General features: G+C 70.3%; 25 protein-coding genes. 15 read left to right on the forward strand and 10 right to left on the reverse strand.

Going from position 1 to position 24,883, the window contains the following annotated elements; all coding sequences use genetic code 11:
• Positions 1 to 18: 18 nt before the first annotated feature.
• On the forward strand, positions 19 to 1,218 hold the full coding sequence (locus ACZ6CV_RS36110; protein WP_469256013.1) for an MFS transporter: 1,200 nt from the start codon (positions 19 to 21) through the stop codon (positions 1,216 to 1,218).
• Between the two features lie 56 nt (positions 1,219 to 1,274).
• Here ACZ6CV_RS36110 and ACZ6CV_RS36115 read toward each other — a convergent pair whose 3' ends face one another.
• On the reverse strand, positions 1,275 to 1,649 hold the full coding sequence (locus ACZ6CV_RS36115) for a hypothetical protein (RefSeq protein ID WP_469255994.1): 375 nt from the start codon (positions 1,647 to 1,649) through the stop codon (positions 1,275 to 1,277).
• An 801-nt stretch (positions 1,650 to 2,450) separates the two neighbouring features.
• Here ACZ6CV_RS36115 and gcl point away from each other — a divergent pair.
• Positions 2,451 to 4,238, forward strand: coding sequence for a glyoxylate carboligase (gene gcl, locus ACZ6CV_RS36120; protein WP_469256014.1), 1,788 nt, complete (start codon positions 2,451 to 2,453; stop codon positions 4,236 to 4,238).
• Between the two features lie 256 nt (positions 4,239 to 4,494).
• Here the strand turns inward: gcl and ACZ6CV_RS36125 are convergent, their stop codons facing one another.
• Both ACZ6CV_RS36125 and ACZ6CV_RS36130 read right to left on the reverse strand, forming a co-directional pair.
• Positions 4,495 to 5,031, reverse strand: a complete 537-nt coding sequence (locus tag ACZ6CV_RS36125) for a recombinase family protein (RefSeq protein ID WP_469255995.1) — start codon at positions 5,029 to 5,031, stop codon at positions 4,495 to 4,497.
• 334 nt (positions 5,032 to 5,365) lie between these two features.
• A complete protein-coding gene (locus ACZ6CV_RS36130; RefSeq protein WP_469255996.1) occupies positions 5,366 to 5,977 on the reverse strand; it encodes a TetR/AcrR family transcriptional regulator in 612 nt (203 codons plus the stop codon).
• Between the two features lie 87 nt (positions 5,978 to 6,064).
• Here ACZ6CV_RS36130 and ACZ6CV_RS36135 point away from each other — a divergent pair, with 87 nt between their 5' ends.
• Positions 6,065 to 6,490 carry a nuclear transport factor 2 family protein gene (locus tag ACZ6CV_RS36135; protein WP_469255997.1) on the forward strand — a complete coding sequence of 142 codons (426 nt, stop codon included), beginning with the start codon at positions 6,065 to 6,067 and terminating at the stop codon, positions 6,488 to 6,490.
• Positions 6,487 to 7,335, forward strand: a complete 849-nt coding sequence (locus ACZ6CV_RS36140) for an NmrA family NAD(P)-binding protein (protein ID WP_469255998.1) — start codon at positions 6,487 to 6,489, stop codon at positions 7,333 to 7,335. The genes ACZ6CV_RS36135 and ACZ6CV_RS36140 overlap by 4 nt, the downstream gene beginning before the upstream one ends.
• Before the next feature lie 463 nt (positions 7,336 to 7,798).
• On the opposite strand, the gene ACZ6CV_RS36145 is transcribed toward ACZ6CV_RS36140, so the two are convergent.
• From ACZ6CV_RS36145 to ACZ6CV_RS36155, 3 genes are all read right to left on the reverse strand, one after another.
• Positions 7,799 to 9,256 (reverse strand): catalase, encoded by a 1,458-nt coding sequence (locus ACZ6CV_RS36145; RefSeq protein ID WP_362365716.1) that lies wholly within the window; start codon positions 9,254 to 9,256, stop codon positions 7,799 to 7,801.
• 232 nt (positions 9,257 to 9,488) lie between these two features.
• A complete protein-coding gene (locus ACZ6CV_RS36150; RefSeq protein WP_362365713.1) occupies positions 9,489 to 10,379 on the reverse strand; it encodes a 2-hydroxy-3-oxopropionate reductase in 891 nt (296 codons plus the stop codon).
• 44 nt (positions 10,380 to 10,423) lie between these two features.
• A complete protein-coding gene (locus tag ACZ6CV_RS36155) occupies positions 10,424 to 11,263 on the reverse strand; it encodes a TIM barrel protein (protein WP_469255999.1) in 840 nt (279 codons plus the stop codon).
• Positions 11,264 to 11,388: 125 nt separating this feature from the next.
• Between ACZ6CV_RS36155 and ACZ6CV_RS36160 the strand changes: the two genes are divergently transcribed.
• The 8 genes from ACZ6CV_RS36160 to ACZ6CV_RS36195 all read left to right on the forward strand — a co-directional run bounded on the left by ACZ6CV_RS36160 (position 11,389) and on the right by ACZ6CV_RS36195 (position 18,800).
• Positions 11,389 to 11,667: a YkoF family thiamine-binding protein gene (locus tag ACZ6CV_RS36160; RefSeq protein WP_355805625.1), complete on the forward strand. Its 279-nt coding sequence runs from the start codon at positions 11,389 to 11,391 to the stop codon at positions 11,665 to 11,667.
• Complete coding sequence (locus ACZ6CV_RS36165; protein WP_362365707.1) at positions 11,664 to 12,041, forward strand: helix-turn-helix domain-containing protein; 378 nt, start codon at positions 11,664 to 11,666, stop codon at positions 12,039 to 12,041. Before ACZ6CV_RS36160 ends, ACZ6CV_RS36165 begins: the two co-directional genes overlap by 4 nt.
• Positions 12,042 to 12,219: 178 nt before the next feature.
• Positions 12,220 to 12,765 (forward strand): 2-oxo-4-hydroxy-4-carboxy-5-ureidoimidazoline decarboxylase, encoded by a 546-nt coding sequence (uraD, locus tag ACZ6CV_RS36170; protein ID WP_469256000.1) that lies wholly within the window; start codon positions 12,220 to 12,222, stop codon positions 12,763 to 12,765.
• Positions 12,762 to 13,178, forward strand: a complete 417-nt coding sequence (gene uraH / locus ACZ6CV_RS36175) for a hydroxyisourate hydrolase (protein ID WP_469256001.1) — start codon at positions 12,762 to 12,764, stop codon at positions 13,176 to 13,178. The genes uraD and uraH overlap by 4 nt, the downstream gene beginning before the upstream one ends.
• Positions 13,179 to 13,183: 5 nt before the next feature.
• Positions 13,184 to 14,116: a factor-independent urate hydroxylase gene (pucL, locus tag ACZ6CV_RS36180; protein ID WP_469256002.1), complete on the forward strand. Its 933-nt coding sequence runs from the start codon at positions 13,184 to 13,186 to the stop codon at positions 14,114 to 14,116.
• A 67-nt stretch (positions 14,117 to 14,183) separates the two neighbouring features.
• Positions 14,184 to 15,602 (forward strand): nucleobase:cation symporter-2 family protein, encoded by a 1,419-nt coding sequence (locus ACZ6CV_RS36185; protein ID WP_469256003.1) that lies wholly within the window; start codon positions 14,184 to 14,186, stop codon positions 15,600 to 15,602.
• A 49-nt stretch (positions 15,603 to 15,651) separates the two neighbouring features.
• Positions 15,652 to 17,061 carry an 8-oxoguanine deaminase gene (locus tag ACZ6CV_RS36190; RefSeq protein WP_355805643.1) on the forward strand — a complete coding sequence of 470 codons (1,410 nt, stop codon included), beginning with the start codon at positions 15,652 to 15,654 and terminating at the stop codon, positions 17,059 to 17,061.
• Between the two features lie 389 nt (positions 17,062 to 17,450).
• Complete coding sequence (locus tag ACZ6CV_RS36195; RefSeq protein ID WP_469256015.1) at positions 17,451 to 18,800, forward strand: nucleobase:cation symporter-2 family protein; 1,350 nt, start codon at positions 17,451 to 17,453, stop codon at positions 18,798 to 18,800.
• Positions 18,801 to 18,933: 133 nt separating this feature from the next.
• On the opposite strand, the gene ACZ6CV_RS36200 is transcribed toward ACZ6CV_RS36195, so the two are convergent.
• Positions 18,934 to 19,878, reverse strand: a complete 945-nt coding sequence (locus tag ACZ6CV_RS36200; RefSeq protein WP_469256004.1) for a scabin-related ADP-ribosyltransferase — start codon at positions 19,876 to 19,878, stop codon at positions 18,934 to 18,936.
• A 254-nt stretch (positions 19,879 to 20,132) separates the two neighbouring features.
• Here ACZ6CV_RS36200 and ACZ6CV_RS36205 point away from each other — a divergent pair, with 254 nt between their 5' ends.
• Positions 20,133 to 20,624 carry an SgcJ/EcaC family oxidoreductase gene (locus ACZ6CV_RS36205; protein WP_469256005.1) on the forward strand — a complete coding sequence of 164 codons (492 nt, stop codon included), beginning with the start codon at positions 20,133 to 20,135 and terminating at the stop codon, positions 20,622 to 20,624.
• Between the two features lie 125 nt (positions 20,625 to 20,749).
• Positions 20,750 to 21,958: an MFS transporter gene (locus ACZ6CV_RS36210; protein WP_469256006.1), complete on the forward strand. Its 1,209-nt coding sequence runs from the start codon at positions 20,750 to 20,752 to the stop codon at positions 21,956 to 21,958.
• Here the strand turns inward: ACZ6CV_RS36210 and ACZ6CV_RS36215 are convergent.
• Positions 21,927 to 22,238: a DUF397 domain-containing protein gene (locus tag ACZ6CV_RS36215; protein ID WP_469256007.1), complete on the reverse strand. Its 312-nt coding sequence runs from the start codon at positions 22,236 to 22,238 to the stop codon at positions 21,927 to 21,929. The genes ACZ6CV_RS36210 and ACZ6CV_RS36215 overlap by 32 nt on opposite strands.
• The gene (locus ACZ6CV_RS36220; protein WP_469256008.1) at positions 22,235 to 23,071 is read right to left on the reverse strand and encodes a helix-turn-helix domain-containing protein; all 837 of its coding nucleotides are present in this window, start codon (positions 23,069 to 23,071) and stop codon (positions 22,235 to 22,237) included. The genes ACZ6CV_RS36215 and ACZ6CV_RS36220 overlap by 4 nt, the downstream gene beginning before the upstream one ends.
• Positions 23,072 to 23,224: 153 nt before the next feature.
• Between ACZ6CV_RS36220 and ACZ6CV_RS36225 the strand changes: the two genes are divergently transcribed.
• Entirely contained in the window at positions 23,225 to 23,677 is a 453-nt protein-coding gene (locus ACZ6CV_RS36225; protein WP_469256009.1) for an ATP-binding protein, read from the forward strand.
• A 1-nt stretch (position 23,678) separates the two neighbouring features.
• Here the strand turns inward: ACZ6CV_RS36225 and ACZ6CV_RS36230 are convergent, their stop codons facing one another.
• Positions 23,679 to 24,674 (reverse strand): hypothetical protein, encoded by a 996-nt coding sequence (locus tag ACZ6CV_RS36230; RefSeq protein ID WP_469256010.1) that lies wholly within the window; start codon positions 24,672 to 24,674, stop codon positions 23,679 to 23,681.
• Positions 24,675 to 24,883 lie beyond the last annotated feature (209 nt).

Consider the following 24,883-nt stretch of genomic DNA (forward strand, 5'->3'; position numbering starts at 1 on the left):
CCCGGACTCAGTCGCGGCATGGTGCTGCTGCTCGCCGTCACCTGCGGTGTGGCCGTCGGCAACGTCTACTTCCCACAGGCCGTCAGCCCGTTGGTGGCCGACGGTCTCGACGTGTCGGCCGACACCGCGGCGCTCGTCGTGACGGCCACCCAGTTCGGGTACGCGGGCGGCATCTTCCTGCTGGTGCCGCTCGGCGACCGCATCCCGTACCGGACGCTCATCGTCACCCTGCTCACGCTCACCGGGCTCGGCCTGCTCGGAGCGGGCGCCGCGCCGGGGCTCTCGCCGCTGGTCGGGGCGAGCGTCCTCGTCGGCGTCACCACCGTGATCGCCCAGGTCATCGCGCCGATGGCCGCGGGCCTCGTCCCCGAGGAGCGACGCGGCGCCGTCACCGGCACGCTGCTGAGCGGGTCCATTGGCGGCATGCTGCTCTCCCGCGTCTTCGGCGGTGCCGTGGGGGAGTGGCTGGGCTGGCGGGCCCCGTATCTGATGACCGCGGTCGTCACCCTGCTCATCGCCTGCGTCCTGGCCCGCGCCCTGCCGAGGTCGACCGCGCCGTCCCGGCAGCGCTACCCCGCGCTGCTCGCCGAGGCGCTGCGCCTGCTGCGCACCGAGCCCGACCTGCGCCGATCCGGCTTCTACCAGGCGATGATCTTCGGTGCGTTCTCCGCCCTGTGGACCGGCGTCGCGCTGCTCCTGACCGGTCCCACGTACGGTCTCGGCGCCTCGGCGGTCGGCGTGCTCGCCCTCGTCAACGCCGGGACCATGATCTGTACGCCGGTCGCCGGGCGGCAGGTGGACCGCCGGGGCTCCGACGCGGTGAACCTCGTCTGCATGGTCGCCGTCCTCGCGGCCGCCGCGGTCCTCTTCTTCGGGGGCCTCGGCGGGGCGGTGGGGCTCGTGGCCCTCGCGGTGGGTTCGCTGCTGCTGGACGTGGCGATGCAGTCGGGCACGGTCGCCAACCAGGTACGGATCTTCGGCCTGAGCGACGAGGCGCGGGCCCGCCTCAACACGGCGTACATGACCTGCGCGTACCTGGGCGGAAGCGTCGGCTCCTGGTTGGCGGTACGGGCGTACGGCGCGTTCGGCTGGGCGGGGGTGTGCGGGCTCGTGGTCCTGCTGACCGGCCTCGCGCTCGGGCGGCACGTGGCGCATTTGATGCGGGTAGGGCGGACGGGACGGATGGGGCGGTTGGGGGGTACGGGGGCGGCGGAGTAGGGGGCGCGCGGTAGGGGGTACGGGGAGTACGGCCCGGCCCGTACGGTTGAGGCCCCTCACGCCCCCGTGGCGACCAGCTCGTCCGCCGCGCTGTTGACCGGTTGGGGCGTGCCGGTCAGGTCCATGGTGAACAGGGGGACGCCCAGGGTGTCGGCGCGGGTGCGGGCGCCCGCCGTATACCCGGCGAGGGAGAAGCAGGCGCAGGTCACCGGGGTGTCCCCGGCCTCGGTCATGGCGGTCAGCCACAGGCACTCGACATCGCGCAGGGTGGTGGGCCGCAGCGCGGCCTCGACCTGGGCCAGCAGGCCGCGCGCCGCGATCCGGGCGCCGGAGGGCGGTCGCCGGGCGGCGCTGCGGGTGTCCGGGTAGCCGAGCCACCGCAGATACAGCGCGGCCACCGTCACCGCGTCGCGCGCGTCGCGGATCGTCACGGGCCGGAAGGCGGGGCGCGGGCGCGGGGCTGTGCGGGGCAGCGAGATGTGAGCGGGTGGGTCGGGCGGCTCGGGTGGGGCGTCCTCGCGACCGGGACCGCTACCGGGGTCCTCCCTACCGGGGGCCTCCCTACCAGGACCGCCCCCGAACCCCTCCCCGCCGGCCGAGATGACCGGAACGCGCAGTACCACCCCGCACACGCAGTCCAGCTCCGGCCGTGGCCAGTGACCCGGGCGCCCGCAGGTCCCGCACCGCACGGTGACCCACTCGTCCGCCCAGGCCCGGTCCGTCACCGGCTCCGGCGCGGCGCCCCGGTCCACCGGAGGGGTCACAGGGGCCCCGCACGCGCAGGGGTAGGCCGGAGGAACGTACACATGCTCGCGCCGGCAACCCGGACACCGTATCGGCGCGCCGCTGTCCGTCACCGTAACCACCGCCTGCCGTAACCGCCCCGCCCGCCCCGCAATGCCGTGCCGTGCGGCCCGTCTCCGGGCCGTCCCCACCCATCCTCCACCCAACGCGTCCCCCGCGGCTGGAAGTTGGCTCAACGGGCGAACCGGACCCCGGGGCGGACGGCCCGCGGGACGGGTCGGCGGGCCGCGAGAAGGAGCCGACCGCCCCCTCTCGTGGTCCCTCTCTTGACGGTCTCCCGCAAGCCCGCTTACATTGCTTCCATATAGCAGAACTAAATTTCCACAATGCGGAAACAGAAGCTCACCGCGGGGCGCGACGGGAGCCGGATCCGCCAGCCGTATCCGGCAGCCGAAGAGCTGTCGAAGCTGTCGAAGCAGGAGAACCCCATGGCTCGTATGACCGCTGTCCGTGCGGCAGTTGAGATCCTCAAGCGCGAGGGCGTCGTCAACGCGTTCGGTGTGCCCGGCGCCGCGATCAACCCCTTCTACAAGGCGCTCAAGGAGAGCGGTGGCATCGACCACACGCTCGCCCGCCACGTCGAAGGCGCCTCGCACATGGCCGAGGGCTACACCCGGGCCAACCCGGGCAACATCGGTGTCTGCATCGGTACGTCGGGTCCGGCCGGCACCGACATGATCACCGGCCTGTACTCCGCGATCGGTGACTCCATCCCGATCCTCTGCATCACCGGCCAGGCGCCGACGCACCTCCTGCACAAGGAGGACTTCCAGGCGGTCGACATCGCGACCATCGCCAAGCCGGTCACGAAGATGGCCGTCACGGTCCTGGAGGCCGCGCAGGTCCCCGGCGTCTTCCAGCAGGCCTTCCACCTGATGCGCTCGGGCCGTCCCGGGCCGGTCCTCATCGACCTGCCCATCGACGTCCAGCAGACCGAGATCGAGTTCGACCCGGAGACGTACGAGCCGCTGCCGGTCTACAAGCCGGCCGCGTCGCGCGCCCAGATCGAGAAGGCGATCCGCTTCCTGGTCGAGTCCGAGCGCCCGCTGATCGTCGCGGGCGGCGGCATCATCAACGCCGACGCCTCCGACCTGCTGGTCGAGTTCGCCGAGCTCACCAACACGCCCGTCGTGCCGACCCTGATGGGCTGGGGCACGATCCCCGACGACCACGACCTGAACGCCGGCATGGTCGGCCAGCAGACCGGTCACCGCTACGGCAACGCCACGTTCCTGGAGTCGGACTTCGTCCTCGGCATCGGCAACCGCTGGGCCAACCGTCACACCGGTTACGCGCTGGACGTGTACACCGAGGGCCGCAAGTTCGTGCACGTCGACATCGAGCCGACCCAGATCGGCAAGATCTTCGCGCCGAACTACGGCATCGCCTCGGACGCGAAGGTGGCCCTGGAGCTGTTCGTCGAGGTGGCGAAGGAGCTCAAGGCCGAGGGCAAGCTGCCGGACCGCTCCGCGTGGGTCGCCTCGCACCTGGAGCGCAAGGAGACGCTGCAGCGCCGCACGCACTTCGACGACATCCCCATGAAGCCGCAGCGCGTCTACGAGGAGATGAACAAGGCGTTCGGCAGGGACACGCGGTACGTCACGACCATCGGTCTCTCGCAGATCGCGGGCGCGCAGATGCTGCACGTCTACAAGCCGCGCAACTGGATCAACTGCGGCCAGGCCGGCCCGCTGGGCTGGACCATCCCGGCCGCGCTGGGCGCCGCGAAGGCCGACCCGGACGCGCAGGTCGTCGCGCTCTCGGGTGACTACGACTTCCAGTTCATGATCGAGGAGCTGGCCGTCGGTGCGCAGCACCGCATCCCGTACGTCCACGTCCTGGTGAACAACGCCTACCTGGGCCTGATCCGTCAGGCGCAGATCGGTCTGGACATCAACTTCCAGGTCAACCTGGAGTTCGAGAACCAGAACAGTCCTGAGCTGGGCGTCTACGGCGTCGACCACGTCAAGGTCGCCGAGGGCCTCGGCTGCAAGGCGATCCGCGTGACCGACCCGAACGAGCTGGCCACCGCGTTCGAGCAGGCCAAGAAGATGGCCCAGGAGTTCCAGGTCCCGGTCGTCGTCGAGGCGATCCTGGAGCGCATCACGAACATCTCCATGAGCCCCACGGCCGACATCAGCGCGGTCAAGGAGTTCGAGGAGATCGCGACGGAGCCGGGTCACGCGCCGACGGCGATCCGCCCGCTGAAGGTCTGACCGACCGCTTCTCCGAAGCCGGGGCGGCCCACCCGTGGGGGGTGGGCCGCCCCTTCGGCGTGCGCGCGGGGGGGCGTGCGGGGGGACGCGTGCGCGGGGCGTTGTCAGTGCCGGGCGGCACACCTTGCGGCAGCCGCCGCCGACGCGGGCGTGAGTAAGTGCCGCGGCCGTGCAGGGACGGCATGCGACCCCCCTCGCGGGGCGGCCGGGCGCCACCTGCCCCAGGGCCTCCAGAGGGAGACGGCCGAACGGAGAATTAGCGGTAGCCACTGACGGGGCTCGATGTCACCGAGCAGGCTCGGTCACTACGAGGGCCGGGGACTTCACGAACCGGGAGGGCGGCGAAGTCGGCGTGCGCCGCCTCGATGGCCTCGGGGTACGCCTCGCGCTTGGCGTGCTCGGAGAGTGCCCGGTAGATGCCGGCCACCCAGGGGTTCTGTCCCTTGCGCTCGCCGGTGCGGATGATCAGGTCGGGCTGGATCTGCTCGACGGACTCGCCGTTCGCCCTGCGGCGGAGCACGGTGTGGAGCATGTCATCGGTGATGACCGGCGGCCGGCCGCCGTGCTTGCCCTTGCGAGCCGCGGTGTCGAGTCCCTCCAGCGTCGACTCCCGGATGTTCTCCCGCTCGTTCTCCGCCATCGCCGCGGAGAACGCGAACAGCAGCTTCCCCGGCCCGGTGGGGTCGTAGCTGCCGGGCAGGGGACCGGCGAGCATCTCCAGGACCAGGCCGTGCGCGGTGAGGTGGTCGGCGAGCGCGGTCAGCTCGGCGGCGTCACGTCCCAGCCGCTTCATCTCGTGCACCGTGACTGCGAGCAACGGGCGTAGCCGATACGGATGTCCGCGGCCGGGGTGTCCGCGACAGCCGGCGCCGGAGGCGGGGTGCCGGGCCGCCACGGCTGTCCCGGCCCGCGGTCGGCTGGGGTCTGCACCCGCAGCAGCTTCGCGAGCCGGGCTGAACGTCGCAGCGGGGGCAGGGGCGGCGTTCTACGTCGTCCGCGTCGCGACGCGAGGGGTTCTGAGAGGCGATCGGGGATCGGCAGGGGTTCGGTGGGCAGTTGTTGTTCTTGTTCGGGCATCGGGCCGTTTGCGAGAGGCCCCGCTGAGCAAGGACTTGCCCGATCCTCGATCATTTCTCGGCGGTCAACCCTTGCGGTGGGCCGGAGGCCAGAACGCTGGTGACGAAGTTCGCCAACTGTGACCGCATTCCTTCCCGCGGCATGCGTTCTTCTCCGGCGAGGTGCTCGACGAGGTCGGCTCGTGTGGCGGCGAGCAGGGCGTGGGCGGTGAAGTCGCTGTCGGCCAGGCCGGGGAGCTGCTCCAGTACGGTTCGGAGCAGGCTGTGCCACCGCTCGTAGTGCTCCGCCTGGTACGGGCTGCTGCTCCCGCCTTCCTCCAGGGCCAGCGCGAGGCGCCGGTTGTCGAGTTTGAAGCACAGGACGGCATCGAGTAGGGCGGGTACACGATCCCGCGGTGGGGTCGTGGGGCCCAGGGGTGGTGGGCCGGTCTCGATGGCCTGCCTGATCGGTTCGAGCCGTGCCTCGTACAGCGCGCGGAGCAGCCCGGCGCGATCGCCGAAGGCCCGGAAGAGCGTGCCCTTGCCGACGCCGGCCGCGGCAGCGACGTCGGCCATGGTCACGTCCTCGGGACTCTCGCGGCGGACGAAGAGGGCGTCGGCGGCCGCGAGCACGGCCTCCCGGTTGCGGATGGCGTCCTTGCGAGAGGACTGGCGTTCGGGCATGCCGCTCCTTCCAATTGCAAAACGGACCCGTGGTCCATATCGTTGAAGCGGACCCACGGTCCGGATTCTGATACTTGGAGGATACTCATGTCCGCACCGACCTCCCCGGTGGATCTGTACCGCCACAGCCTGCGACTGCTGCTCGACAAGGACATATCCGCGTGGATCGCGCTGTGGGCCGAGGACGGCCTCATGGAGTTCCCGTTCGCCCCCGACGGCTGGCCCCAGCGCCTGGAGGGCAAGGAGGCCATCGCCGCCTACATGCGCCACTACCCCGACCACATCGAGCTGCACGACTTCCCCGACCTGCGGATCCACCAGACCACCGATCCACAGACCATCGTGGTCGAGATGCGCGGCGTCGGCCGCTGGGTGGAGAGCGACGCCCCCTTCGGCATGACCTACATCGCCGTCGTGACCGTTCGAGACGGACACATCACCTCCTACCGCGACTACTGGAACCCCCTCGCCGTCCAGGAGCCCGGCGCCGACTTCACCGGGAGCAGCCGATGACCACCACCGGCACCACACTGGTCATCGGCGCCACCGGCACCACGGGAAGCCGCACCGCTGCACAGCTGACCGCCGCGGGTCACCGCGTCAAAGCCGCCGGCCGCCGGGCCACCCCGGTCGCCGGCTCCGAACCGGTCCCCTTCGACTGGTACGACCCCGCCACCCACGCGGCCGCCCTCGACGGAGTCGACCGCGTCTACCTCATACCGCCCCTGGGTGACTCCGACCCCGCGGCGACCATGCTGCCGTTCCTCCATCAGGCCCGCACCGCCGGCGTGCACCGCGCAGTGCTGCTGAGCTCCTCGGCCATCCCCGAGGGCGGCCCGGCGGTAGGAGCGGTGCACCAAGCCCTGCCCGATCTCTTCGACCAGTGGGCGGTACTGCGGCCCTCGTGGTTCATGCAGAACTTCACCGGCACGCACGCGCACGCTCACGGCATCCGCGACGAGGGCATCATCTGGACCGCCACCGAAAGCGGCCGGGTCGGCTTCGTCGACGCCGAGGACATCGCGGCCGTCGCCGTCCGCGCTCTGACCGACGAGCAAGCCCCCAACACCGACCTCCTCCTCACCGGACCCGAGGCACTCTGCTACGACGACATCGCCGCGATCATCACCGAGGTCACCGGTCGGCCCGTGGCCCACCGTCGTCTGTCCTACACGCAGATGCGCGATCGCCTCGCGACGCAGGTGCCGGTGGAGTTCGCCGCAATGCTGGCCGACATGGACCGCGCCATCGCCGAAGGGGAGGAGGACCGCATCACCGGCACCGTCCAGCGCCTCACCGGCCGGCCCCCGCGCACCTTCCGAGCGCTCCTTGAGAGGGAGATGCGAGGCGGCAGCTGATGTTCCAGGACGATCAGCAGTTCTGGTTCGAGACCCTCCCGGCACACCGCCGGCCCCGCACACGGAAGAGCGCCGAGTACGGGACCGTCCGTACTCGGCGCTCTGGCCTGACGTCGTGTGACGTGGTGACCGCCCGACCGCGCGCGACTGGCGGAACATGCATACGCGCTGCCGGACGGAGTCCTTGGGCCTCCGTGGCGGGCGGAGGGATCGGTCGGGGCCGCGGCGGCCGGTTGCGATGGACCGAGTATTCCCCTCCCTCAGGTCGAGAAGGGAAGCGTCGGACCTTGACCACCGCACTGGCTCGCAGAGCCGCCGCGGACCCGTGCCTGTCCGCGTCAGCGGACTGCCCGCGGTGCGCACGGGACCACCCCTCATCCGGGTCCGTGGCGGTGCGGGCTCAGCACCGGTGGGTCGACCTCCCGTCAACCCACCGGCACAGCCTGGGGGTTACTGCGCTCGCTCAGTCCTCGCGCAGGGCGCGGACCGCCTCTTCGACGCGCTTGCCGTAGTCGGCGTCGGCGGCGTGGAAGTGGGCGAGGTTCTTCTCGATGACGTCGTCGCGGGAGACCTGCGACAGGCCGCCGGCGATGTTCGCCACCAGACGGGACTTCTCGTCCTCGGACATCAGACGGTAGAGCTCGCCCGCCTGGAAGAAGTCGTCGTCCTTGGTGTGGGTCGCGGCCGCGTGCGTACCGGTGTAACCGGCGACGGCGAGCGGCGCCGACAGCGGCTGGCCGGTCTCGGCGGGGCCGTCGTACGAGTTGGGCTCGTAGTTCTTGCGGTCACGGCCGTAGGCGTTGGACGCCATGAGACCGTCGCGGCCGTAGTTGTCGACCTTCGTCGCCTTGGGGGCGTTGACCGCGAGCTGGGTGTGGTTGACGCCCAGGCGGTAGCGGTGCGCGTCCGCGTAGGCGAACAGGCGGCCCTGGAGCATCTTGTCCGGCGAGGGACCGATGCCCGGCACGAAGTTGTTCGGCGAGAACGCGGCCTGCTCGACCTCGGCGAAGACGTTGTCGGGGTTGCGGTCGAGGACCAGCCGGCCCACGCGCTGCAGCGGGTAGTCCGCGTGCGGCCACACCTTGGTGAGGTCGAACGGGTTGAAGCGGTAGTCCGCCGCCTCGGCCGCCGGCATGATCTGCACGTGCAGCGTCCAGGACGGGTTCACGCCGCGCTCGATGGCCTGCAGCAGGTCCGTCTGGTGCGAGTTGGCGTCCTTGCCCACGGTCTCGGCGGCCTGGTCGGCGGAGAGGCTGCGGATGCCCTGGTTCGTCTTGAAGTGGTACTTGACGAAGAAGGCCTCGCCCTTGGCGTTCGTCCACTGGTAGGTGTGCGAGCCGTAGCCGTTCATGTGACGGTACGAGGCGGGGATGCCGCGGTCGCCCATCAGCCAGGTCACCTGGTGCGTGGCCTCGGGGGCGTGCGCCCAGAAGTCCCAGACGTTGTCCGGCTCCTGCTTGCCCGTGAAGGGGTCGCGCTTCTGGGAGTGGATGAAGTCGGGGAACTTGATCGGGTCCTTGATGAAGAACACCGGGGTGTTGTTGCCGACGAGGTCGTAGTTGCCCTCTTCGGTGTAGAACTTCAGCGCGAAGCCGCGCGGGTCACGGACCGCGTCCGCGCCGCCGAGGCTGTCCGCGACGGTCGAGAAGCGCAGGAAGACCTCGGTGCGCTTGCCGATCTCGTTCAGGAAGTCGGCGTGGGTGAAGCCGGTGACGTCGTCGGTCACCTCGAAGTAGCCGTACGCGCCGGAGCCGCGGGCGTGCACGACGCGCTCCGGGATGCGCTCACGGTTGAAGCGGGCCAGCTTCTCCAGGAGGTGCTGGTCCTGGAGCAGGATCGGGCCACCGACGCCGGCGGTGGCGGAGTTCTGATTGTCGGCGACGGGGGCGCCGGACTCGGTCGTGAGCACACGCTTCGACATGGTGGCGAGGTTGACCTTCCGTACGGAACTGCTTCGACTGCAGACGGTGTTCGGGAGCGTATGGAGCCCTGAGCAGCTACGTCAACAGTTTGTTGAAGTTTTTGAGTGGGCCTTGGTGCGACGGGTGGAGCCGGTGGAGCGGGTGGTGTTCCGGGCCGCGGCGACGCCTGGGCGCGACAGGACAGGTGTCAGCGCCGCCACGGCCCGGAAGTTCAGGGGAGCTCGGAGTGGCTCAGAGCTCGGCGCCCGACAGGCGCTCGACGGAGCGCAGCAGGGCGGAGTGGTCCAGGCCGCCGTCACCCTGCGCGCGCAGCGAGGCGACGAGCTGGGCGACGACGCCGCCGACCGGGAGAGCCGCACCGACGTTGCGGGCGGCGTCGGTGACGATGCCCATGTCCTTGTGGTGCAGGTCGATCCGGAAACCGGGCTTGAAGTCGCGGTTCAGGAAGTTGTCCTTCTTGCGGGTCAGCACGGTCGAGCCGGCCAGACCGCCGTTCAGGACGTCGAGCGCGGCCTTCAGGTCCACGCCGGACTTCTCCAGGAAGACCACGGCCTCGGCGCACGCCTGGATGTTCACGGCGACGATGAGCTGGTTGGCGGCCTTGACCGTCTGACCCGAGCCGTGCGGACCGCACAGCACGATGGTCTTGCCCAGCGCGTCGAGGAGCGGCTTGGCCTCGTCGAAGTCGGCCTGCTCGCCGCCGACCATGATGGAGAGCACGGCCTCGATGGCACCGGCCTCGCCGCCCGAGACCGGGGCGTCCAGGACGCGCAGGCCCTTCTCCTTGGCGGCCTTGGCCAGGTCCACCGAGGTCTGCGGGGTGATCGACGACATGTCGACGATCAGCGCGCCCGACTTCGCGTTCTCCAGGATGCCGTCAGGACCGTACGCGATGGCCTCGACCTGCGGGGAGGCGGGCACCATCGTCACGACGACGTCGGCGTCCTTGACGGCCTCGGCGATGGACTTCGCGGCGGTGCCGCCGGCCGCGGCCAGGCGGTCCAGCTTGTCCTGCTCAAGGGTGAAGCCGGTGACGGAGTAACCCGCCTTGATCAGGTTCTCGGACATGGGGGAGCCCATGATGCCGAGGCCGATCCACGCGATCTTGGGAAGGTTGCTCATGAGGGTGCCTCTCTAACTGCTTTCGTACGACGGTGAGTTGGCGCTCAGCGCGCGGCGCGGGCCTCGGCGGGCAGCCAGTCGAAGGCCTCGGCGCTCGGGCGGTCGCCCGCCTTGTACTCCAGGCCGACCCAGCCCTCGTAGCCCGCCTTCGCGAGCTGGTCGAGCAGGTCTTCCAGGGGGAGCGAGCCGGTGCCGGGGGCGCCGCGGCCGGGGTTGTCCGCGATCTGCACGTGGCCGGTCCTGGCCGCGTACTGCTCGATGACCGACGGCAGGTCCTCGCCGTTCATGGACAGGTGGTACAGGTCCATGAGGAACTTGGCGTTGCCGAGGCCGGTGGCCGCGTTCACCTGGTCCACGACCTCGATCGCCTTCGGCGCGCTCACGATCGGGCAGCGCGGCGACTCGGGCTTGTTGAGGGCCTCGATCAGCAGGATCGCGCCGACGCGGTCGGCCTCGCGGGCGGCGAGCACCAGGTTCTCCAGGGCGAGTTCGTCCTGGGTGGCCGGGTCCACGCCCTCCACGCGGTTGCCGTAGAGCGCGTTGAGCGCCGTGCAGCCGAGCGACTGTGCGAAGTCCGCCGCCACCGCGAGGTTGGCGCGGAACTTCTCGCTCTCCTCGCCGGGGATCGACAGGGCGCCGCGGTCGGGACCGGGCAGCTGCCCGGCGTAGAAGTTCAGACCCACCAGCCGCACGCCCGCGTCCTCGATCGCCTTCTTCAGGGCGTCGAGCTCGGACTGCTCGGGGGTGGGGGCGTCGACCCAGGGCCACCACAGCTCGACCGCGCTGAAGCCGGCCTTCGCGGCGGCCGCGGGGCGCTCCAGGAGCGGGAGCTCGGTGAAGAGGATCGACAGGTTCACATTGAAGCGCTGGTCGGAGTATCCCATGGGGCTTCCGCGCTCCTTCCGTATTGCGGAAGTTCATTTCTGCTTGATGGAAGACTGCCTCTGGTCTGCGGAAGCTGTCAAGAGGGGGCTGCCGAAATTTCGATCGGCGGCATTAGGTTGTGGACGTGCGATTGAGAGTGGAGTTCACGACCGAACCCTTCGATCTCGACGAGGCCCCCGCGCATGCGCTGGTGGCCCGTGAGGTCATCCAGGGGGCCCCGCTGGACGCCGTGGACGTAGGTCCGTTCGGCAATACGGCCGAGGGGGACGTCGACGCGGTGCTGACCGCCGTCGACGCGATGCTGCGCCGGTCCCTGGGCGCGGGCGCCACCCGCGTCTCGCTCCAGGTCAACGTGATCGGCGAGCCGGGCGGCCCGGCGGACCCGGGGGAGGCGGATAAGTGACCGGTTTCGGGGACGACCCCTTCGTCACCGCGGTGAAACCGCTGGTGGACGCCATGGGCGGCGAGATGATGCCGCCCGAGCAGGCGGGGACCGACGACGTCGTCCTCGCCTGGGAGGGCGAGGACGTGGTGGCCGTACGGCTGCCGCAGCTCGCCGACTCGCTGGACCACATCCTGCTGGCCCTGGAGCGCAAGCAGGGCAGACCCCTCTCCGAGCTGGACCGCAAGGCCAAACAGGAGGTCGTGCGCATACTGGAGGCGCGGGGCGCCTTCTCCGTCCGGCACGGCGTCGAAACGGTCGCCGGGGCGCTCGGCGTCAGCCGTTTCACCGTCTACAACTACCTGAACAGGGAGAATGCCGCGAAGGGGGAGTAAATCCCCCGTGGGACCCCCGCGCACCCCGTCCCTTTCGTCACGCTGAGCGGCCGAGCCGTCACCCTTTCACCGGGTGACGGCTTCTTTGTTCAAGTTATTTCAACAAACTGTTGACGCGGTGTTGTTCAAGGTCTTAGCTGTTCCGCAGCCCGTCCAGCACAAGGCCACGGAGGCTCCCGTGACTTCGAGTACACAGCGTTTTGTGGGGGAGGCCCCCACCCCCCCGGCGGGTCTGACCCGGTTCAATGCCTTGGAGGAGGCCGCGGTCACCGCCGCGCTCCACGAGGTCTGCGCCTCTTCGGCCTGGGGAAGCAAACTGCTCTCCCAGCGCCCCTACGCCACCGCCGACGACCTCTTCGCCGCGAGCGACGCCGCCATGGCCGAGCTCACCGCCGAGGACCTCGCCGAGGCGATGGCGGGGCACCCGCCGATCGGGCGCCCGAAGCCCGGGGACCCGACCTCGTCCCGCGAACAGCGGGGCATGGCCGACGCCTCCGAGGAGCTCAAGGCCGAACTGCTCGAACTGAACCTGGCCTACCAGGAGAAGTTCGGTCACGTCTTCCTGATCTGCGCGACCGGCGCGACCGCCGAGTTCATGCTCGGCCAGCTCAAGATCCGGATCGAGAACGAGGCGGAGGGAGAGCGCGAGATCGTCCGCACCGAACTGGGCAAGATCAACCGCATCCGCCTGACCCGCCTCGTAGAAGAAGGAAACGACGCATGAGCACGGAAACGACCGCCTCGGTGTCCACGCACATCCTGGACACCAGCGTCGGACGTCCCGCCGAGGGCGTCGCCATCTCCCTGTCGGCCCGCAGCGGCGCCGGCGAGGAGTGGAAGACGCTCGGCGGCAGCGCGACCGACGCGGACGGGCGCTGCAAGGACCTGCCGGCACTGCCGGAGGGGACCTCGCACGTACGGCTCGACTTCGAGACCGAGCCGTACTTCCTGAGCAGGACGAACACGCAGAACAAGCAAGCCGAGGCGCAGCAGGACGCCCCCGCGAATCGGGACAGCGGTGCGACCGGAGCGTTCTTCCCGGAGGTGGCGATCACGTTCGCCGTCACGCCGGGCGAGCACTACCACGTACCGCTGCTGCTCAACCCGTTCGGCTACTCCGTTTACCGAGGGAGCTAGCAGACATGCCCACCATTCTGGGACAGAACCAGTACGGCAAGGCTGAGAACCGGGTCGTAAAGATCACGCGGGACGGCGACACCCACCACATCAAGGACCTGAACGTCTCCGTCGCCCTCTCCGGCGACCTGGACGACGTCCACTACAACGGCTCGAACGCCAACTGCCTGCCGACGGACACGACGAAGAACACCTGCTTCGCGTTCGCCAAGGAATACGGCATCGAGTCCGCCGAGCAGTACGGCATCCACCTCGCCCGGCACTTCGTGGACAGCCAGCCCTCGATCCACCGCGCGCGGATCCGCATCGAGGAGTACTCCTGGGAGCGCATCGGCGGCTCCGACAGCAACGCCAAGTTCATCGGCGCCGACGAGGTCAACCACTCCTTCGTCCGCAAGGGCCAGGAGACGCGGCTCGCCCAGATCACCTACGACGGCGAGAAGTTCGAGGTCCTCTCGGGTCTGAAGGACCTGACCGTGATGAACTCCACGAACTCCGAGTTCTGGGGCTTCATCAAGGACAAGTACACGACCCTCCAGGAAGACTACGACCGCATCCTCGCCACCTCCCTGTCCACCTGGTGGCGGCACAACTGGACCAGCGACGAGCAGCGCATGCCCAGCTGGGAGCGGTCCTACGCGCAGGCGAAGAAGCACATCCTGCACGCCTTCGTGGAGACCTACTCGCTGTCGCTGCAGCAGACGCTCTACCAGATGGGCTCGCGGGTCATCAACAACCGCAGCGAGATCGACGAGATCCGCTTCTCCGCGCCCAACAAGCACCACTTCCGTCAGGACCTCTCGCCCTTCGGCCTCGACAACGAGGCCAAGGACGGAGCGGTCTACTACGCAGCCGACCGTCCCTACGGCCTCATCGAGGCCACGATTCTGCGGGACGGCGTCGAGCCGAAGATCCCGGTCGACATGACCAACCTCTGACGCGGGATGCGCGCCCCCACCCCACCGCAGTGGACGGGGGCGCGCCACACCGGAGGGAACATCCGCAATGGCACAGCCTGCAAAGGGGCCGGCAGCAGCCGAAGGCCCGTGTTCCACCCCATCGGACACAGCTGACAGCGCATCAACTCCCGACTGTCACCCGGTGGATGAGAAGCTCCATCCCTCGCGGCTCGTCCCCGCCGCGCTCCAGCACATCGCCGCCATGTACGCGGGTGTGGTCACCCCTCCGCTCATCATCGGCCAGGCCTGCGGCCTGGACACCGTGGCGCAGACCCGGCTCATCGCCGCCGGACTGCTGATCGCCGGTCTCGCCACCATCCTGCAGACGCTCGGCGTCAAGGGCTTCGTCGGCAACCGTCTGCCGTTCGTGAACGCCGCATCCTCGGCGGGCATCGCGCCCATCCTCGCCATCGCCGAGACCAACGCCAAGGGCGACCAACTCCCCGCGATCTACGGCGCGGTGATGGTCGCGGGCGTCTTCTGCCTCGCCGTGGGGCCCTTCTTCGGCAAGCTGCTCCGCTTCTTCCCGCCGCTGGTCACCGGCGTCGTCATCACCCTCATCGGCGTCACGCTGATGCCGGTGCCCGTGAAGTGGGCGCAGGGCGGCGACGACACCGACCCGACCTTCGGCGACATGAAGTACCTGGCGCTCGCCGCCTTCACGCTCGTCGTGATCCTGCTCTTCCAGCGCTTCGGACGCGGCTTCCTCAAGCAAGTCGCCCTGCTCGCAGGCATGTTCATCGGAACGCTCGCCGCGATCCCGTTCGGCATGGCCGACTTCACGTCGGTGCGGACGGCCCCGCTCGCCGCCCTGCCCACGCCGTTCGCCGCCGGCGCCCCCGTCTTCCAGCCCGCCGCGATCCTCTCCCTGTGCATCGTGATGCTGGTCCTGATGACCGAGTCCGCGGCCGGCATGCTCGCCCTCGGCGAGATCTGCGAGCGCAGGACCGACGGGAAGACCATCACCCGCGGCCTGCGCACCGACGGCATCGCCACCCTGGTGGGACCGGTCTTCGGCGGCTTCCCGACCTCCGCCTTCGCGCAGAACGTCGGCGTCGTCTCGCTGACCCGGGTGCGCAGCCGGTACGTCGTCGCCGTCGCCGGTGGCGCGCTCATCGTCCTCGGCGCCTTCCCGGTGCTCGGCGCGGTCGTCAACGTCGTCCCGATGCCGGTCCTCGGCGGCGCGGGCATCGTCCTCTTCGGCTCCATCGCGGTCAGCGGCATCCGTACGCTCTCCGAGGCGGGCCTGGACGACAGCTCCAACATCATCCTGGTGGCCGTGTCGCTCGGGGCGGGCATCATCCCGCTCGCCGCGCCCACCTTCTACGCGGAGTTCCCCGCCTGGGCCCAGACGGTGCTCGGCTCCGGCATCAGCGCCGGCGCGCTCGTCGCGGTCTCGCTCAATCTGTTCTTCCACCATCTCGGCACCCGTGGCTCCAGCGCCGCGGCACTCAAATCTTCCTAGGGTCATGCCGTGCCCACATCGCATCGCCACCAGTAGAGAAGGAAGCACCATGGCAGCATCGGCAACCCCCAACGGAAACGACGGCGCCGTAGAGCGCATCGTCATCGAGAACGCCGCGATCGCCACGGTCGACGCCCAGGACACCGAGTACGCCTCGGGATACGTCGTCGTCGCCGGCAACAAGATCGAGTCGATCGGCGCGGGCAAGGCCCCCGAGGGCCTGGCGAACGTCGTGCGCCGCGTCGACGCCACCGGCCACCTGGTCACCCCCGGCCTGGTCAACACCCACCACCACTTCTACCAGTGGATCACCCGTGGCCTGGCCACCGACCACAACCTGTTCAACTGGCTGGTGGCGCTCTACCCGACGTGGGCGCGCATCGACGAGCAGATGACGTACGCGGCCGCGCAGGGCTCCCTCGGCATGATGGCCCGCGGCGGCGTCACCACCGCCATGGACCACCACTACGTCTTCCCGCAGGGCTCCGGCGACCTCTCCGGCTCGATCATCCGCGCCGCCTCCGAGATGGGCGTCCGCTTCACCCTGGCCCGCGGCTCCATGGACCGCAGCGAGAAGGACGGCGGGCTGCCCCCGGACTTCGCCGTCGAGACGCTCGAAGGCGCGCTCGCCGCGACCGAGGAGACCGTCAAGAAGCACCACGACGCCTCCTTCGACGCGATGACGCAGGTCGCCGTCGCGCCGTGCTCGCCGTTCTCCGTCTCCACCGAACTCCTCAAGCAGGGCGCCGAGTTGGCCCGCCGCCTGGGCGTGCGTCTGCACACCCACGGCAGCGAGACGGTCGAGGAGGAGAAGTTCTGCCACGAGCTGTTCGGCATGGGCCCGACCGACTACTTCGAGTCCACCGGCTGGCTCGGTGAGGACGTGTGGATGGCGCACTGCGTCCACATGAACGACTCCGACATCGAGGCCTTCGCCCGTACGAAGACCGGTGTCGCGCACTGCCCGTCCTCCAACGCCCGCCTCGCCGCCGGCATCGCCCGCGTCCCCGACATGCTGAAGGCGGGCGTCCCGGTCGGCCTCGGCGTCGACGGCACCGCGTCCAACGAGTCCGGCGAACTCCACACCGAACTGCGCAACGCGCTCCTGATCAACCGCCTCGGCGCCCACCGCGAGGCCGCCCTGAACGCCCGTCAGGCGCTGCGCCTCGGCACCTTCGGCGGCGCGCAGGTCCTCGGCCGCGCCACGCAGATCGGCTCCCTGGAGGCCGGCAAGCTCGCCGACCTGGTGCTCTGGAAGATCGACGGCATCGGCCACGCCTCCATCGCCGACCCGGTGACCGCCATCGTCTTCGGCGCGGCGGCCCCGGTCACCCTGTCCCTCGTCAACGGCAAGCCGGTCGTCGAGAACGGCACCCTGCTGCACGCCGACGAGGACGCCATCGCCCGCTCCACCCGGGAGCAGGCCCAGCGTCTCGCGCGGATCGCCGCCGGGAGCTGAACCCGAGAACTCCGGTCGGGGGGGACGGCCCTCGACCGGACTTGAGCAGCCGAGCGGGCTGCTCAAGAGCCGCCCCGGAACGCGGCCCAAAGCTTCGCGTTCCTGGGGCGGTCCGTACTACCTGGGCGCATTACCCCACCGGTCACGCCGGTGCTCCGCGGTACCCACAACTTCACATCGAGCAAGTCCTTGCATCACGCACCACCTCCCAGAAGCGAAAAGTGCCGGCGGCCCGCCGGGACCGGAAAACAACCGGAGGAGCCACAGTGGCCACTCAGCCCAGGTTCACCAAGCAAGGCACCACCCCAGAACCACCACAGAGCGACGAGAGGTCCATACCTTCGACCGGGTCCGTGCACCCGGTCGACGAGAAGCTCCCCGCCCTGAAGATGGCGACGACCGGCCTGCAGCACGTGGCCGCCATGTACGCGGGCGTCGTCGCCCCACCGCTCATCGTGGGCGCGGCCGTCGGACTCTCGGCCAAGGAACTGACGTTCCTCACCGGCGCCTGTCTGTTCACCGCGGGCCTCGCGACCTTCCTGCAGACCCTCGGGTTCTGGAAGATCGGTGCCCGGCTGCCCTTCGTCAACGGCGTCACCTTCGCCGGTGTCGCGCCGATGCTCGCCGTCGTCGACTCGACCGACGACAAGAAGGACGCCCTGCCGCTCATCTTCGGCGCGGTGATCGTCGCGGGCGTGCTCGGCTTCATCGCCGCCCCGTTCTTCTCGAAGATGGTCCGCTTCTTCCCGCCGGTCGTCACCGGCACGGTCATCACCCTCATCGGCATCTCGCTGATGCCGGTCGCCTTCGGCTGGGCCCAGGGACCCGTCCCCGGCGCCGACGACTACGGCTCGATGAAGAACCTGGGGCTCGCCGGCCTCACCCTCGTCATCGTCCTGCTGCTGCGCCGCTTCACCACCGGCTTCGTGAAGCAGATCGCGGTCCTGCTCGGCCTCGTCATCGGCACGCTCATCGCGATCCCGTTCGACGCCACCGACTTCAGCCCGATCGGCGAGGCGGACGTCATCGGCTTCCCGACGCCCTTCCACTTCGGCGCCCCGCAGTTCGCGGCCGCCGCCATCGTCTCCCTCTGCGTCGTCATGGTCGTCTCGATGACGGAGTCCACCGCCGACATGCTCGCCCTCGGCGAGATCGTCGAGCGGCCCGCCGACGAGAAGACCATCGCCGCCGGACTGCGCGCCGACACCCTCGGCTCGGCGCTCAGCCCGCTCTTCAACGGCTTCATGTGCAGCGCCTTCGCCCAGAACATCGGCCTGGTCGCGATGACGAAGATCCGCAGCCGGTACGTGGTCGCCGTCGGCGGCGCCTTCCTGGTCCTCATGGGCCTGTGCCCGATGGCCGCCTCGCTGATCGCGGTCGTGCCGCGCCCCGTGCTCGGCGGCGCGGGCGTGGTGCTCTTCGGCTCGGTCGCGGCGAGCGGCATCCAGACGCTGGTCAAGGCCAACCTGGAGCGGGACAACAACGTCCTGATCGTGGCCGTCTCGCTGGCTGTCGGCCTGATCCCGATCGCGGCGCCGGAGTTCTACCACGCGTTCCCGGAGACCGCGAAGATCATCCTCGACTCGGGCATCTCGACGGGCTGCGTGGCCGCCGTGCTGCTGAACCTGGTCTTCAACCACATCGGGCGAGGCGCCGACGAGGACGACGTCACGTCGCCGATGGAGCCGGGCAGGGAGATCGCCGAGACACGGGTGCCGGGCCAGACCGTGGCCCACTGACCCGCCGTCAACTCCCGTACGTACAAAGGCGGTCCCTCGCGCGGTCAGGTCCCGCGCGAGGGGCCGCCGTTTCCGTGCGAGAGGCCGCCGCTTCCGTGCGAGGGACCGCCACCGCCGCGCGAGCGGCCCTCGCTCAGTCGCTGTCGACGTCCATCGCGTCGCCCTGCTGCTGCCCCGCCCCGGCGCCGCCGGCCGGAATGACCTTGAGGATGTTGCCGTCCTTGTCGCACAGCTCCGCGCGCAGGACGTGACCGGACGTCATGCCCCGCCAGAAGATGACCTCCTGCTGCTGGGCGAAGGACGTGGTGCCCAGGGTGTCCACCAGGTCGATGCCGCCGGGCGCGCTGATCACATAGCGGTAACCGCTGCCGTCGGGCTGGCGCGCCCAGTCGGGCACGTATCCGCCGGGGGAGCGGGTGGTGCTGACGAAGCCGGTCTTGGTCAGCAGCTTCTGGTAGTGCCGCAGGCTGGCGGGCAGCTTGTCGTTCCAGGAGTCGAAGCCCTTGCCGAGGATCTGGTCGGGGGTGCGCTTGTCCCACCGGTACAGGAGCTCATTGTCCTTGCGGTAGCGCAGCGGCGGGAGGGCCCGGCCCTGCTTGCGGTCCTCGCGCATCGACTTCACCTTGCCGGGATCGGGGCCGTACGTGCTGTCCCCGAAGCCCACCGTCGGCTGCGGGGTCGGCGTGGTCTCCCGCGGGTACTTGTTCCGCTCGTCCAGGAACGAGGCGTAGTCGTACTCGCCCGCCTCCGAGTCGGTGCCGCCGTCCGTGAGCTCCTCGGCGTCGGAGAAGTCCCGCGCGTCGACGTCCATCGCGTCGGGGCTCGCGGGCGCGCGCTGCACGGTGGCCTGCTCGGCCGCCCCGGCCTGCCCGTGGCCGCAGCCGGCCCCGTGCCGGTGCTGCTCCTCGGCCCGGCCGTCCTGCCGGAGCATCTGTACGACGGCGGCGTTGCCCGCGGACCCTTGCAGGGCGAGGAGCCGCTGGAGGTGCGAGTCCGTCTCGGCCGCGGGCTTGCCGGCCGGGGTCCGCGGCTTCCCGGCGGCGTTCGTTCGGGCGGGGTCGCGTTCGTGTGCGCGCATCGGGGCTCCTCGGTCACAGAGATCTCCAGTCTTCTCACAGGGCACCCCCGCGGGGCCAGGAACCGAAGGGCAGTCCTGGATGGCTGAAGGGGCAATTCCGTTTACCGGGGGGCGGTCGCGTTCCGTGGCGCCGACCTCGACGTCGCGTTCCATGGCGCCGGCCCCGACCCTGTGCCGGGCGGTGGCGTCCTCGACCTGTGTCGGGCGGCGGTGGCCTTGACCTCAAGTGCGCTTGATGTTCGAACATGGCCGTCATGCGTACCGAATCAGCCACCACCCCACCGTCGACCACGAAGTCCTCGACAACGAAGTCGTCGACCGTGCAGTCGCCGTCCACCGAGTCCGCGGACATCGTCGCGATACGTCAACTCGTCGACGCCGCCGTCGCGTCGCAGTCCGACCCCGACCGTTTCCTTCCCCTGCACACCGCCGACACCAGCGTCGTGAACTTCCGTGGGCGCCGCGTCGCGGGGCGGGACGCGCTGGACGCGGCGATGAGCCAGGCCCTCGCCTCCCCGCTGACCGACGTGGTCACCACGGTCGAGGTCGAGGACATCCGCCTCATCCGCGACGACGTCGCCCTCGTGGCGAGCGTCAAGCACGTCTCCGACCGGCGGCGACCGGAGGCCGACGGCGACCCGGTGACGCCCCTGCACGCCACCTCGGGCCGGCTCACCTACGTCCTTGTGAAGGAGGCCGGCACCTGGCGGATCGCCTCCGCCCAGACCACGCCGATCCTGGACTGACCTGGACTGACCCGGACCGACCGGAACGGAACGGGACCCGACCGGGCACCCCGCGCGTACCCCGTACGACGTTGACGTCGAATTCATGCCAGACCCGGGCGGGTGACCGCTGCTGAACTCGGTACATGTCCGCACCGACGTCCACCCCGGCCCTGCCCCTCGACGCCCCCGCCCCCGCCCCCGTCACCCCCACCCCCCTCATGGGATGGCTCGCCGTCGTCTCCGTGACCCTGGGGATCTTCTCCATCGTCACCACCGAGATCCTGCCCATCGGCCTCCTCACCTCCATCGGCGACACCTTCGCCACCTCCGACGGCATCTCCGGCCTGATGATGATGCTGCCGGGACTGCTCGCCGCCGTCGCCGCGCCCACCGTCACCGTCACCACCGGACGGGTCGACCGGCGCCGCATGCTCTGCCTCCTCATGCTGGTGCTCGCCCTCGCCAACTTCATCGCCGCGACCGCCCCCGCGTACTGGGCGATGATGGTCTCCCGCGTCCTCGTCGGCCTCGTCATCGGCGCGTTCTGGTCCATCGGCGCGGGGCTCGCCTCCCGCCTGGTGCCCGAGGCGCAGGCCGGGCGCGCGACCGCCGTCATCTTCTCCGCCGTCCCCCTCGGCTCCGTCCTCGGCGTCCCGGCGGGCACGCTGCTCGGCCAACTAGCGGGCTGGCGCACCGCGTTCGTCGCCATGGGCGTCCTCACGCTGGCCGTGCTCGCGGCGCTCCTCGTCTCCCTGCCGCCGCTGCCCCCGCAGCACGTGACCCGGCTCGCCGTCCTGCGCGAGCTGCTCGGCGCGCCACGCGTCCGGCTCGGCCTCGTCGTGACATTCCTGGTCGTGGCGGCCCACTTCGGCACGTACACGTACATCACCCCCTTCCTCGAGGAGGTCACCGACGCGGGCCCTTCCCTGATCACCGTCTTCCTGCTCGCCTACGGCGTCGCCGGCATCGGCGGCAACTTCCTCGCGGGCACGTGGGCGCGGCGCGGGCTCCGGCTGACCTTCGCCGTGGCGGCGGGCCTCATCGCCACGGCGACGCTGCTCCTGCCGGTGCTGGGCACCGCCAAGGTCGGCGCGCTCGTGCTGCTCCTGGTGTGGGGCCTCGCCTACGGCGCGGTGCCCGTCTGCTCCCAGGCGTGGTTCGCGGGCGCGGCGCCGCACGCGCCGGAGGCGGCGTCCGTCGTCTTCACGTCCTCGTTCCAGGCGACGTTCGCGCTGGGCGCGGTGGCCGGCGGGGCGGTGGTCGACGGGATGTCGCTCTCGACCGCGATGCTGTGCGGGGGCGTTGCGGCTGCGCTGGCGGTCATGTCCCTGAGGTGGGGGCGTACGCGATGAACTCCCGCCACGCGGCGGGGGCGAGGGCGAGGGCGGGCCCGCCGGGGTTCTTGGAGTCGCGGATGTGCACGGTGGCGGGGCAGACGGCGACCTCCAGGCAGTCGCCGGAACCTCCGCTGCTGTAGCTGGACTTACGCCAGTTGAGGGCGACCTCCACGCAATCGCCGCTGGAGTCGCCGCTGTAGCTGGACTTATGCCATTCCAGGGCGGCTTCCACGCAGTCGCCGTCACCGCTGCTGCTGTGACTGCTCTTGAACCAGGCCAGTTCAGTGGCGCTCATCTTGATCCTCGCATCCGCTGCAGCAGTTCCGCAGAGTCTTCCAGGGTAAGAGCCTGTGAGCGCATCCTGGCATACCGGGTCTGCAGCATGCTGACCACCTTGGGGTCGGAGAGCAACTGGCCACTCTCCTGTCCCTCGTTGTACGCGAACCACTTGTTCTCCGGCGTCTCCAAGAGCTGCATGGGGCCGTCCAGTCCAGCGTGCGTCTTCCTGACCAAGGGCATCACCTGAATTTCGATGTTCCGCCGCTCGGCAAGGTCGAGGACGTGGCCGACCAACTCCATCGTGACTTTCTGTCCACCCATGCGTCGCAGGAACAGGTGCTCCTCCAGGATGAAGCTGTACGACGTGTTGGGCCGCTCCGACAGCAACTTCTGCCGTTCGAGGCGGGCCGCGAGCTGAGCCTCGATCTGCTCGTCCCCCAGCGGGGGCAGCTGGTTGGCGAACAGAGTCCGCGCGTACGCCTCCGTCTGAAGTAACCCCGGGATCAACCGGCACTCGTACGTATAGAGGTTGAGCGCCTCCTGCTCAAGCTGCGCCCACCTCCGAAACCAAGAAGCCAACCCCCGCTGCCGAGAAAGCTGATGCACCATCAACCGCAACGTCCCGAACGCGTCCAGCGCCGCCTCGCACCGGTCCACGAAACGCGCCGGCGGAAAGCGCCGGCCCTGCTCGACGGAGGCGAGGAAGTGCGTGGAGTACCCGATCTCCGGCGCGAGGGACTCCTGCGTGAACCCCGCCCGCTTCCGGAAACTCTTCAGCGCCGCTCCGAACGCCTTGAGGCCGTCCGTCGGTTCGGGCTCGTTCGCGCCCTGCGTGCTTGACGACGTCACGCGTATCCCCTGACACTCGCTCACCGGTCCCCGCCAACCCGCCCATGGTCACGGTCGGTTACGCGTACTGTCCACACTTCGCACCCGTACAAATACGGAGCGTACGAGTCGGGTGCCTGGTGAAGGGGTGGGAGCCGGGCCACCGTGGGCGTCATGCCACAGCGAGTACAGACTTCCGTCTCCGTACACATGTTCACGGAGCGTTTCAGTGCGACGCCGCGAGGGGCCCGGCTCGCGCGTCGGATGGCGCGGTACCGCCTGGACGGGTGGGGCATCCCGTACGGGGGTGAGATCTCCGAGCGGGCGGCGCAGATCGTGGCCGAGCTGGCGGCGAACGCCGCGACGCACGGCAGGGTCGCGGGCCGGGACTTCGAGCTCCGGCTGACCTGTACGGGCGAGCGGGTCCGGATCGAGGTGAGCGACGCCCGTACCGAGCTGTGCCCCACGGAGGAGCCCCGACGCCCCGACCCCGACGACGAGTCGGGGCGGGGGCTCCTCCTGGTGGCCGCGCTGGCGGACGAGTGGGGGGTGGCGCGGCGCGACGTCGGCAAGACGGTGTGGGCGTGGATCGACCGCCGCCCCGTGACCGCCCCGCCCAGTGTCTAGCTCAACGCCCGCACAGGTCCGCCGAGTTGACGTACCCGCCCGCGTTCTCGTCGTCCGTGCCGAGGACCGCGGGCCCGGATCCCGGCGCGCACTCCACGGCCTCGATCTTGTGTCCCCTGAACTTCCGCAGTACGTCGGGGTGCTTGGCGACGGAGAGCCGTACCGTGCCGGAGCGGTTCACGGAGAGCGTGCCCGCGTCCATGACCGCCGAGTCGAAGGGGCCGTCGTCGCCGGCGTCGGACGCCGAACTCACCAGCAGGCGGCCGGAGTCGGTGACGGAGATGTCCGAGGCGTGCCGGACGGCGCCGGTCGGGTAGGGCGCGCGGAGGCGGGTGGTGGAGACGCGGCCGAACTCGGCCTCGTCGTACTCGTTGAAGGAGAACGGCGCCGCGTGCACCGTCGCGGGGCGCTCCTTGCCCGCGCCGCGGTCCGCCCAGACCGCCGCCATCTTGCCGTGCCGGGAGGTCAGCGCGAAGCTCTCGTAGTCGTCGCCTTCGGCGATGGCCGGGAGCGGTGAGGTGTCCAGGACGTGGGCCTCGGAGCCCCGCACCTTCAGGTGGTAGACGAGGCCCCGGCTGGCCAGGGCCACGAACTCGTCGGAGGCGCCGGGCACCGCCTCGATCGCTTCCAGGTCGATGGGTTCGGCGCCGTCCGCCCAGGCGAGCGGTTCGATGTGGGCGGAGCGGCCGGGGCGGTAGAAGAGTTCGCCGACCCGGTTCTGGCCGGGCTTCTTGTTGTCGCGGACGACGAGCGCGTGGGCCGTGCCGCCCGAGCTGTGCGGGCCATCGGTGAGGGCGAGGCCGCTGATGCCGGAGGTGATGTCGTCACCGGCCTGCTGCCAGCCGGGCGTCGCCGAAGGGGAAGGGGCCGCTCCCGGCGAGGGGGCCGCTCCCGGGGCGGCGGCGGGGGCGGCCGCGGCGCCGGTGATGAGGAGGACGGCGGCGGACGCGGCGACGGTGACGGCTGCGGTGCTCAGCACGGTCGTTCGGGGAAACATCGGGATCTTTCACCTCGTGCAGATGGACGCGCGTAGACGGGGGAGCTGGCCGGGACCGTACCCATGTCGCCCGCTGGGAGGCAAGAGGTGTGTGCAGGCGCGGGGGGGGGGGGGGGGGGGGCGGGGGGGGGGGGGGGGGCGGGGGGGGGGGGAAGGGGGGGGGGGGGGGGGGGGGGGGGGGGGGGGGGGGGGGGGGGAAGGGGGGGGTG

Source organism: Streptomyces sp. NPDC041713 (assembly GCF_055591085.1).